This window comes from Moritella sp. 5 (assembly GCF_018219455.1).
Lineage (GTDB): Bacteria > Pseudomonadota > Gammaproteobacteria > Enterobacterales > Moritellaceae > Moritella.
The window spans coordinates 2572082-2583897 of the sequence record NZ_CP056122.1; the positions used below are offsets into that span (position 1 = coordinate 2572082).

The following is an 11816-nucleotide window of genomic DNA, read 5'->3' on the forward strand; positions in this document are numbered from 1 at the left end:
TTTAGCTAGATTTACTTAAATCAATCGCTATATTGGCTGCTTCTAATAAGAATGTATCGTCAAACTCAAAATCCTCTGGTTTATCATCATATGATTTAACCGCAGGTAATTCCTTTCGTGCTAAGCGTTCATTCAAACGAGTTAAACGAATCGCTTCACTCTCTTCTCGTTCTTTAATACGCACAGACTCTTTTAAAGAAATTGTTTTACTATCAAGTTCCTGTTTATATTTAAGAATATCTTTTTGGATATAACTAAACTCAGGATTAACAGCAACACGCTTGTTGTGACTTTCAGTTAACTTATTAACTTTTGACTGCAATACTAACGATTGTTGATAGCTTGCTTTACGGATATGGTCCCAAGCCAGCGCATTATCTTCAATTGACTCACCAGTGTCTTCGGGTTTCACTGCCGATGGAAAGGTAATGTCAGGCATTACACCACGTAATTGAGTGCTACCACCGTTAATACGGTAGAATTTCGATATAGTATATTGCACACTACCGATTGGTTTGTCATATAGATCGTACAAACGTGCTAAGGTCCTGTGCTGTTGTACAGTGCCCTTACCAAATGTTTGCTCACCAACAATGAGTGCACGGCCATAATCTTGTAATGCAGCAGCAAAGATCTCAGACGCTGATGCACTATAACGGTTAACTAATACAACGAGCGGACCATCATAGTACGTTTTTCCATCACGATCTTCGAGCACATTCACCTTATCTCTCGCATCACGAACCTGTACTGTCGGGCCTGAATCGAAGAATAAACCTGAAAGTAAGTTTGCTTCTTTTAATGCACCGCCACCATTATCGCGTAAGTCGACAATAATAGAGCTCACATTATCTTTTTTAAGCTTTGTTAATTCAGTCAGTACATTTTCAGTTAAACCGTCATAGAAACTTGGTATTTCAATAACGCCAACCTTCTCGCCTTCAACATCGATAACGTTCGATTTTGCAGCACGGTCTTCTAAACGTACTTTATCGCGAATTATTTCCACGATTTTATGCTTGGCACTCGCACCTTCGCCACGTATGATTTCGAGACGGACTTTTGTGCCTTTAGGGCCTTTTATCTTGTCGACAACATCATCAAGACGCCAGCCAACAATATCAACGATCGTCTTATCATCTTGCGCAACACCAACAATTTTATCTTCTGCTTTGAGTTGCTTAGTTGCTGCAGCAGGGCCACCAGAAACCAAAGAACGAATAACGGTGTAGTCATCAACGGTTTGTAATACTGCACCGATACCTTCTAAAGAAAGATTCATTTCAGTTTTGAAACGATCCGCATTACGTGGGGATAAATAAGAGGTGTGCGGTTCGATGCTCCGTGCGTATGAGTTCATCAATGTTTGGAACACATCTTCACTTTGTGTCTGTTTTAAACGCTTAATGGCAGTATCGTAACGTTTGCGCAGTAATTTTTGAATCTCAGGCCAGTCTTTACCGGTTAATTTTAAATTGAGTGCTTCATATTTAACTTTTTGGCGCCATAACTCATTTAATTCATCAGTCGACTTTGCCCAGTCTAATTTAGATGTGTCAAAATAATACGCATCATCACTATCAAACTTGATTTCAGTATCAAGTAACGTTAATGCGTATGCAAAACGTTCATAACGACGTTGAAGACCTACAGTATAAATATCATATGCAGGTGCAAGTCGACCTTGACGAAAATCTTTTTTAAACGACAGAGCGTATTTATTAAAACTATCGATATCACTTTGCAAGAAAATGGTGCGATAGGCATCAAGTTGCTTTAAATAACGATCAAAAACTTCGACAGCAAAACCGCTATCAAAATCAACCGATTTATAATGCGAACGAGTAAAGAGATTAACAAGACGTTTACTTGCTTCAGAATGCTGAGCTTCTTGCTTTAATGTAGGGAGTTCTTGAATAGAAATGGCAGGGTCAAATGCAAAAGCATGCGTGGCCAATAGTACCGAAGCACTGATAAAAGTTCTTTGTAAAACTTTTTTCATTAAAAATCCTTTTGAGAATAAGTAACGCTAAACTCATAATAGTCAAGTATTAGCGAAATTTCATATATTTAGCTAACACTCGACCATTAAAAATTCAGAACACTCTTATTGCTTTATACAAAAAGGTGCTCTTTTTTTACTTTTAGAGAAAGTCCAGATAGCAGTTCAACTTGAACACCATCTTTAGATACTTCAACGATAGTTGCTTGTACCGGTGCTTTACCAATTACAACTTTGACAGATTGACCTGATTTAAGTTCAGCCTCATTTACAGGGCGTTCAACTTTAACTGTAGGCTTTTGATCTACTTTAGGTGCAGATTTTTTAGCTACTTTTTTAGGTGCTCTTTTAACAGCAGGTTTTTGCTTTTCAGCTTTTGCCTTTTGTTCTGCATTTTTCTTATTACGTTCAGCGAAAAATTTAGTTTTGCTTTCTTCAAGTGTTTTTTGTGCATGCTCAATGTGCTCTGCATCTAAAACACCTGCGTCGTTGCCATCTAAGTCAACTCGTACAGCATCTTTTTTAGCGCCGTGAAGGTAACGCCAGCTTGCAGTATACTGACGAAGTGCCGTACGTAATAATGTTTTACTAACTTTATCATCTTCTTTTAGACGCTCAGCTAGATCTTGAAAAATGCCAATTTTTAGCGGTTTAGCTTCGCCCTTTGCAGTGAAACATTTTGGGAATATTTCTACCAAATAAGCGATAACTTCTTTGCTATTTTTTAGCTTTTCAATGTTTTCCATGAATTACCTTAAATTACTTCTAATTGTTCTGATATAACAAAATTGTAATCTTGCTATATCGCATGTATAAAATTTATCGCTATTATAAAGCGATTGCAATTAAATGCTATCTTTAATCCGCCAACTTAACCCAAAAAGGTGTTAAAAAATAACTCTTCCGGTGATTTTTTATGCTTTGACAAACAATAATTAAGCGTATGAAAGATTAAGCAGCTTCTTTTCCTTCCGCAACTTTTGGCGATTTTTTAGCTTTTGGTGCCTTTTCTTTACTCTCTTCAGTCGCGTTTAATTTACCACCTTTCAAGATTACCTGTAGCGAAGCACTATTTTGTGCCAAGTATAATGCTAACTCTTCTGTAAGACGGTCATCAATTCCAAGTGATGACGTACCGATAAAGTCTGTAAGACCATCCGCCACATCTAACATCTTGTCATATGCATCCGCTTCTTTTTTACTTGTAGATACCATTTTTTCCACACCATTTCGCTCAACTACATACTTTACTATTACGGCCATAAACTAATTCCCTAAATACACTGTATATTATGACAGTGTATTTAGTATTCCCTGTTAATTCAAGTCACTGATCATAAAATATGCCCGATTCAAGTTAAGGCAGACTAATTTAGTCAAATTATAATCAAAATCATGAAGGATAAACTTGTGATACTGTTGATATTTGCAATAAAATAATGCTATTAATGAACGGAATATGATTGTGCTAACTTTAAAAGCATAGTGAATTAACTATTGGCGGGTGTAAATGTCGAATATTAATGTCTGTAATAAATGTGATCTTATTGTTGATCATATACCTATTGCAAAAAATAGGCATGCACTGTGCCCCCGTTGTAATTCGTTATTATATACAAATAATGCTTTTTCCATTAGCGCCATATTAGCGCTTTCACTAACCGGGCTTATACTTGTTGTTATTGCAAATGTGTTTCCAATGTTCACGATCACCATGCTCGGGAACGAAGAATCGGCGACACTCATTCAAGGCGCTTGGGCCTTATTACAAAAAAAGTTTTACTTCGTCGGTTTACTCGTTATTTTTTGTAGTTTTATTGCGCCCTTTCTATTTTTATCTTGTCTCGTACAAGCTTGTTTATTACTACTAACTAAACGTAATACACCACAGCTCATATTATTACTCAAACTCGTTAAGTTTTTTACCGAATGGAGTATGCTAGAAGTTTATCTTGTTAGCTTTTTGATCGCTATATTTAAACTTTCTGACATTGCTGATATCCAATTTCAGTTAGGTTTACTTAGCTTTGTTTCACTTATGTTTATTTCTAGCCTTATTATGTATGGACTCAACCTAGAAATTTTCTGGCAGAAAATGGAGAAAAATGCAAAACGCTAAAGATAATAAAATTGCCCAATGTCATGAATGTAACTTATTAATCGATGTGAAGCAGGAGGTTAAACGGCAACGTTGTCCGCGTTGTTTCACGCGTGTTCATTTTCGTATACCACGTAGTATCCAAAAAACATGGGCACTCTTGATTACGGCGGCAGTTATGATGATTCCGGCCAATTTTTTACCGATAAGTACGCTAACAAGTGCTGGTCAGTCTACGCCAGACACCATTATGTCTGGTACCATCGCACTAGCAAAAAGTGATGATTTAGGTATTGCGATCATTATATTTATCGCCTCTATTTTAGTTCCGCTATTTAAAATAATAGGTTTAATGCTGATTTTATTATCGATTCAAAATAAAATATTTATTACACCAAAACGAAAATTATTATTATTTAATGCAATTCATTGGATCGGCAAATGGTCCATCATGGATTTGTTTGTTATATCGATTATGGTCGCGGTGCTCAACCGAGGAAATTTACTCTCAGTTGACCCCGGATATGGAGCCACTTGCTTTGGGTTGGTTGTTATATTAACAATCCTCGCCGCAGAAAGTTTTGATACACGTTTAATTTGGGATTTAAACCATACAAATGAAAGAAAATAACGAACCACAAATGCCGGATAACTGTAATGCACCTAAACCTGTGTTACATAAGCCGAATGTGATGTCGCCAATATGGTTGTTACCCATTGTAGCAGTCATACTAGGACTCTACCTTATGTACCAAAGCATTACCCAAGCCGGTATCGAGATCCGAGTACACTTCTCGAATGCGAATGGCATTGTCGCTGGTAAAACACTGGTTAAATACCAAGGATTAATAATAGGTAAGGTAAAAAACATCGCGCTAGATGACAACCTTAAAGGCGTTTATGTTACTGCTGAAATTGATAATAAAGCAGAGCAAGTACTGCGCCGTAACACACAATTTTGGCTCGTTGCGCCAAAAGCCTCTATTGCAGGAATTTCAGGTTTAGACGCCCTAGTAACAGGAAACTATATTGACCTTTTACCGGGTGATGGTGAATACAGTATCAAATTTACAGCGATACAGAATGCGCCGAACAATCCGCCAGATGATGAGGGGTTGATTGTGCATTTAACAGCTGACAAGCTTTCATCTGTGCGCCCTGGCTCGGAGATTTTCTATAAGAAGATCCCTGTCGGTCAAGTACATAGTTTTACGCTGGATAAAAAAACCGATGAGATCCTAGTCGAAGCCGTCATAAATAAACAATATAGCTATCTTGTTAAAGACACATCTCGATTTTGGAATGCAAGTGGTATTAACGCTGAGTTTGGGGTTGATGGCGTAAAAATAGAAACAGAGAGTTTAACCGCTATTATCAGCGGTGCTCTTGCATTTGATTCACCGACCATTGGTAAACCAGCAATTGATAAACAAATATATCCTCTATATAACAGCATTAGTGATGCACAACGTGCTGTTCAAATTGAATTCAAATTAAGTAACAGCAATGATATTAAAATAGGTAATAATATTTACTTTAACGGCTTGAAAGTCGGTGAAATAACACAAGTAATGACACAATCATTAATCCCTACGACACAAAGCTCGCCATCTGTCGCCACCGCAATTGCCGATGTAGATCCTGACGTTGTAGACCTGTTTCGTGACAGCACACAATTTTGGGTTGAAAAAGCAAACCTGTCCCTTTCTGAAAGTAAAAACATTGTGAATTTAGTCACTGGTAATTACATTCTCTTTACGCCAGGCCAAGGTGAATTACGGACTACGTTTGATTTAGTGTCAAACGTAGATGATCTTATTCCACATAAACAAATATCGATTACCGCTAACGATGCTAACGGCTTAGCCGTGGGTAACAAGGTTTATTATAAGAATTACCCTATAGGCCATATTAGTCATGTGAGCTTTAATACTAAAACTAACCTAATTGATTTAAACGTTAATCTTTACCAAGATTATGCGCATTTACTTACCCCCTCATCACGTTTTATCAATGTTAGTGGTGTATCGGTGAATGCGAGTATATCTGGCATAAACGTTAAATCCTCCCCCATCGCAGCATTAGTCAGTGGCGGTATTGAACTGGTTAACAACCCTGCCTTTAAAGCCAAAAGAAACACACAGGGATACCGCCTCTACCCGAATTTAGCACTTGCTAAATTAGGTAACAACGCCTTCAAAGCAAATAAGACGGTTACCTTAGTCAGTAAACCAGACCATGTTATCTCTAACGGCGCACCTGTATATTACCGTAAATTAATTGTTGGTACCGTTGCAGAATTTCATTTAGCGCCCGACAACGAACACGTCATTATCACGCTTGATATTCTTAGCCAATATGCACATCTTATCAACAAAAACAGTGTATTTTGGGATGTATCAGGTATTGAAATATCAGGTAGTTTAAGTAATTTACAAGTTCAAACAGAATCGTTATTAACCATTGCCGCAGGTGGTATTAACTTCGATAACATCAAACCTGTCAATGACAATAAAATGAGTATTGCCGAGTCAAGATTGAGCCATTATAAACTGTTCAACAGCTTTGCTGCGGCAACTGATAATCGCCCAACAGTCACGCTAACGTTTAATTCTGGTTCAGACATTAACATTGGCACCGAAATAAAACATAAAGGTATAAAGGTTGGTGAAATCAGCAGTATTAAACTTAAAGTTGACCAAGGCTTTGTTGAAGCAACGGCTAAATTAGAAACTGATTACGCTAACTATTTTGCACGTCAAGGCAGCCTATACTGGTTAGAAAATATAGAAGTAGGCCTAAATGGCATTAAGAATGCGAATACTTTAATTTCAGGCGCATTCATCAACGTTACAAAAGGCACAGGTAATGAGACTCACCGGTTTAACGTACTCAACGCTGCGCCGGATATAGCAGCTGAAGACGCAGGCTTATCGGTGACACTGGTAAGTAAACGATTAATGTCATTAACAGCAGGAACCCCCGTTTATTACCGTCAGATTGAAGTTGGCTCAGTTACGCACTCTGAATTGTCGGCGCTTAGTGATAAGATATTAATTACGCTTAATATTCTGCCAGAGTATCAACACCTTGTTCGTAACGATAGCCAATTTTGGGCGGTATCAGGGTTTAATGTTGATATTGGTTTAACTGGTGCAACCCTAAAAGCTGAATCATTAAAAACGATTCTGGCTGGCGGTATTGCATTTGCGACACCAAATCCAGATAAAAATAGCAAATTAGCTGCGCCTTTCACACAATTCAATTTGGCACAAGAAGTTAACCCCGACTGGTTGATGTGGGACACCAAAATCCAAAAGCCCGCTAAATAAGAAATAATACCCCGCTACGACGAGTTTCATAAACTTGAAGTAGCTGGGGTATATGGTAAAATGCCCGCATCTTTCTAAATTGAGCCCGCAAAGTGCATTCCAATATAAAACTGCCTGAAGATTACCTTACACTAATGGGTAACATTATCCCTGACCATCTTTCTATGGACGACTTTATTGCTTGCTGCAAAACACCATTGAAAACCAGTGTTCGTGTTAACACGCTTAAAATTTCTGTTGAAGAATTTAAACAATTAGCAAAAACCAAGCAATGGGCACTCACATCAATCCCTTGGTGTGAAGAAGGGTTTTGGTTACAACAAGAAAATACAGATACCAAGCTAGGTAATAGCTGGGAACATATCGCAGGTCTTTTTTATATTCAAGAAGCCAGTTCAATGCTACCTGTTACTGCGTTGTTTAAAGAACAAGTATCAGGAGCCACTGCGCAATACAATACCATTCTTGACTGCGCATCAGCGCCTGGTTCAAAAACAAGTCAGATTGCTGCACTGTGTAATAATAATAATTTCATTGTGGCTAACGAATTATCATCTAGCCGATTAAAAGTATTAAGCGCGAATATCAAACGCTGTGGTATTAAGAACATTGCTCTTAGTCACTATGATGCGAATGTATTTGGTACTTGGTTACCGGAAATGTTTGATGCTGTGTTACTTGATGCACCTTGTTCAGGTGAAGGCGCTATCCGTAAAGATGATAAAGCGATGCTTAATTGGTCGTTAGGCAGTATTAACGACATTGCGGATATTCAGAAAGAATTAATTGAAAGTGCATTTAAAGCCTTAAAACCCGGTGGCACATTAATCTATTCAACCTGCACATTAAATCAAACTGAGAACCAAGCCGTTTGCCAACACCTCCTCGATTTGTATCCTGATAACGCAGACATTATTCCGCTTACCGACCTATTCCCAACGGCGAATGATTGCTTAACTGCAGAAGGTTTCTTACATGTCTGGCCACAAATTTATGACAGTGAAGGTTTCTTTGTTGCTAAATTCACTAAAAAAGAATCACTTGGTCTACGCCCGATTAAAAAGAAAAAACGCTTAGTATTCCCGTTTAGCCCAGTTAGCCGTCTCGAAAATGACGCAATTCGTGATTACTTCCGTGACACCTTTAATTTTGAATTTGAGAGTGGCGTCTTCTATCATCGTGATAGTGAGATCTGGCTATTCCCGAAAGAATTCCCAGCGTTCATCGGTAAATTCAAATTCGATCGTATCGGTATTAAAATTGCGGAGAAGTTTAAAAAAGGCTTCCGAGCACAACATGAATGGGCGCGTACCTTTGGTCATCGCTGCGATAGAAACGCCGTGTCACTTGATATTGAGCAAGCTAAACAATATATCATGGGACGTGATATTAACTTTGCAGATGTAGACATCGATAATTTAGATGACTTACAGGGTGAACTTGTTGTATTACTCGAAGGTAGTGTGCTTGGTTTAGGTAAGCGTGTTAATCAGCGTTTAAAAAATAACTACCCGCGTGACCTAGTGCGTGATAACAATTTGTTTAACGAATAATATCAAGATCGACAGCACGATAACTTAATGGCAATTTGATATACGTAAATAATTTACTATATTTAATATTACAAGAATACCTGTTTCCCTAAGCTCAGTACAAGGATTTGTATTGGGCTTTTTTTTATTTTTTTTATAAATAACTCTCCTTGAAAATACGTTTCTAATTATTCCAGCTAAAATGGCTATTCTTTGTTCCTAACTACTAGGTAAATAAGCTAAAAAATCACATTATGCTTCGTTACATAAATAACTATGATAAAATCGCCGTTAATATTGATTTATACAAACTTGAGTAAAATATATGAACTTCGACCTTACTAACATCACTGAACTACCTGCCGGTCCTGATGCAGCGCATATCGTCCTATTCGCTCTGACTTTAATCCTATTATTAATTACCTTAGTTCGAGGTGGTAAAAAGACTGTTGAAATAGAAAAGATTGTTGAAAAAGAAGTACCAGTTGAAATAGAGAAAATAGTGGAAGTCATTAAACACGTAGATGTTGAAAAAATTGTTGAAATTAAAGCACCGTTACAAGAAGCAAGCCCAGCTGCCGCATGTCAGCTTTTATCACTACTACAAAATGAAGCACGTTTTGTTGATTTCATTCAAGAAGACTTAACGGGTGCAACGGATGAACAAATTGGTGCTGCAGCACGTATCATCCATACTGGTAGTAAAAAAGTAATTAATGAATACTTCACCTTCACGCCGATCCGTACTGAAGAAGAAGAAAGCCAAGTAACTGTCGCTGAAGGTTTTAATCCATCAGAAATCAAACTGATTGGTAACGTACTTGGCAGCGCGCCTTACCGTGGTATTTTAGTTCATCAAGGTTGGAAAATCAGCAGCGTAAATCTACCTAAACTGGCACAAGGCCACAATGCTAACATCGTTGCAGCAGCAGAGGTTGAACTATGAGCGACATCACTATGAGCGAAATTGCCGCACAATACAGTATTGGTATCGATTTAGGTACAACACACTGTGTATTATCATACATCGACCTTACTGACGAAAGTGATCAAGCAGCTAAGCAGTTGTTTGCAATCCCACAACTATCAGCACCAGGTTCTGTAACAGAAAAATTCCAATTGCCTTCATTTGTGTACCAAGCACATGCCGAAGAGATCAGCCAAGATCAAACGCCATTACCATGGGATGGTGAAAATACAGCCCTTGTTGGTGATGTTGCACGCCAACTTGGTTTAAAGACCCCTATCCGCTTGGTATCAAGTGCCAAGAGCTGGTTAAGCCATGCGACCGTTAGCCCACACGATGCGATCTTACCATTCTCAAGTCCTGACGAAGTTGAAAAGATCTCCCCTGTAACAGCGACAAGCCAATACTTAAACCACCTAGCTGCAGCTTGGAATGATGCACACCCAGATGCGCCAATTTCAGAGCAGGATGTAACAATCACCATCCCTGCTTCTTTCGACCCAGCAGCACGTAACTTAACGGCGCAAGCAGCACAAGATTTAAACCTTAAACATTTAAATCTACTTGAAGAACCTCAAGCGGCAGTTTATAGCTGGTTAGAAGCATGCGGTGACGAATGGCGAGACCAAGTCAATGTTGGTGATACCATCTTAGTGGTTGATATTGGTGGTGGTACAACGGATTTATCATTAATTTCTGTTGAAGAGTCTGAAGGTAACTTAACGTTATCACGCGTTGCTGTAGGTGAACATATCCTACTTGGCGGTGATAATATGGATCTTGCCCTTGCATATCGTCTAAAAATGAAGTTAATGCAAGAAGGCAAGCAGTTACAACCTTGGCAAATTCAAGCCATCACACATGCGTGTCGTGATGCTAAGGAACAACTACTATTAGATAATGACATAGAAGCAATGCCAATTGTTATCCCTAGTCGTGGCTCTAAGTTAATTGCTGGCACTATGCAAACTGAATTAACACGTGATGAAGTACACCAAACTATCTTAGATGGTTTCTTCCCTGCAACAGCTGTGACAGATATGCCACAACAGAATACGCGCACAGCATTAACACAGATTGGTCTACCGTATGCACAAGATGCAGCAATCACTAAGCACATTGCTCACTTCTTGAATAAACAGCATGACGCACTAGAAACCGATGCCGGTGACTTCATCAAACCAACGGCAGTATTGTTTAATGGTGGTGTGTTTAAATCTGATGCTATCAGCACTAAGCTAATGGGTATTATCAATGATTGGTTAATTACAGCTGACGTTGAAGAAGAAGCAACATTATTAACGGGGATTGATTTAGATCTTGCTGTTGCGAATGGTGCTTGTTACCACGGTTATGCGAAACATGGTAAAGGCGTTCGTATTAAAGGCGGTTTAGCGAGTTCATACTATGTCGGTGTTGAAAGCTCAATGCCCGCCATCCCTGGCTTCGAACCGCCACTTGAAGCAGTTTGCATTGCCCCATTTGGTCTCGAAGAAGGTTCAAATGTTGATGTAACTACACACCAGTTTGGTTTAGTTGTCGGTCAACCGGTTAAATTCAAGTTCTTTGGTTCAACAGTACGTCGTGACGATGTGGTTGGTACGCACCTTGATTTCTGGCAACCAGAAGATCTTGAGCAACTACCTGATATCGAAGTATCGCTCGAGACAAGTAGCCGTAACAGTGGCGATGTTGTTCCTGTATCGCTTTCAGTGACTGTGACTGAAGTGGGTACTTTAAAAATTGAAGCGATTGCTGATGATAGCGACGAAGCTTGGGAAATTGAATTAACTGTTCGTCAATAAACATGATCTAACATAATCATTACACAGTCGTTATATTGATAAATGTGTACTTAACTCAGGGCACTTTGCCCTGAGTTTTA

At 38.7% G+C, this 11816-nt stretch carries 9 protein-coding genes; 6 read left to right on the forward strand and 3 right to left on the reverse strand.

Features of this window, described 5'->3' with window-relative positions:
- Window position 1: 1 nt before the first annotated feature.
- The 3 genes from prc to HWV01_RS11640 form a co-directional block, all read right to left on the reverse strand.
- Window positions 2-2002, reverse strand: coding sequence for a carboxy terminal-processing peptidase (gene prc, locus HWV01_RS11630; protein ID WP_211671633.1), 2001 nt, complete (start codon window positions 2000-2002; stop codon window positions 2-4).
- A gap of 113 nt (window positions 2003-2115) precedes the next feature.
- Window positions 2116-2748: an RNA chaperone ProQ gene (gene proQ, locus HWV01_RS11635; RefSeq protein WP_211671634.1), complete on the reverse strand. Its 633-nt coding sequence runs from the start codon at window positions 2746-2748 to the stop codon at window positions 2116-2118.
- A gap of 205 nt (window positions 2749-2953) precedes the next feature.
- Window positions 2954-3265, reverse strand: a complete 312-nt coding sequence (locus HWV01_RS11640; protein WP_211671635.1) for a YebG family protein — start codon at window positions 3263-3265, stop codon at window positions 2954-2956.
- A 247-nt stretch (window positions 3266-3512) separates the two neighbouring features.
- Here HWV01_RS11640 and HWV01_RS11645 point away from each other — a divergent pair, with 247 nt between their 5' ends.
- The 6 genes from HWV01_RS11645 to HWV01_RS11670 all read left to right on the forward strand — a co-directional run bounded on the left by HWV01_RS11645 (window position 3513) and on the right by HWV01_RS11670 (window position 11736).
- Window positions 3513-4121: a paraquat-inducible protein A gene (locus HWV01_RS11645; RefSeq protein WP_211671637.1), complete on the forward strand. Its 609-nt coding sequence runs from the start codon at window positions 3513-3515 to the stop codon at window positions 4119-4121.
- Window positions 4108-4731, forward strand: coding sequence for a paraquat-inducible protein A (locus HWV01_RS11650; RefSeq protein ID WP_211671640.1), 624 nt, complete (start codon window positions 4108-4110; stop codon window positions 4729-4731). The genes HWV01_RS11645 and HWV01_RS11650 overlap by 14 nt, the downstream gene beginning before the upstream one ends.
- The gene (locus HWV01_RS11655) at window positions 4718-7432 is read left to right on the forward strand and encodes an MlaD family protein (RefSeq protein ID WP_211671642.1); all 2715 of its coding nucleotides are present in this window, start codon (window positions 4718-4720) and stop codon (window positions 7430-7432) included. The genes HWV01_RS11650 and HWV01_RS11655 overlap by 14 nt, the downstream gene beginning before the upstream one ends.
- Window positions 7433-7524: 92 nt before the next feature.
- Complete coding sequence (gene rsmF, locus HWV01_RS11660; RefSeq protein WP_211671643.1) at window positions 7525-8985, forward strand: 16S rRNA (cytosine(1407)-C(5))-methyltransferase RsmF; 1461 nt, start codon at window positions 7525-7527, stop codon at window positions 8983-8985.
- A 304-nt stretch (window positions 8986-9289) separates the two neighbouring features.
- Complete coding sequence (locus HWV01_RS11665) at window positions 9290-9910, forward strand: DUF2760 domain-containing protein (protein WP_211671645.1); 621 nt, start codon at window positions 9290-9292, stop codon at window positions 9908-9910.
- A complete protein-coding gene (locus HWV01_RS11670) occupies window positions 9907-11736 on the forward strand; it encodes an Hsp70 family protein (protein ID WP_211671647.1) in 1830 nt (609 codons plus the stop codon). The genes HWV01_RS11665 and HWV01_RS11670 overlap by 4 nt, the downstream gene beginning before the upstream one ends.
- The last annotated feature ends 80 nt before the right edge of the window (window positions 11737-11816 follow it).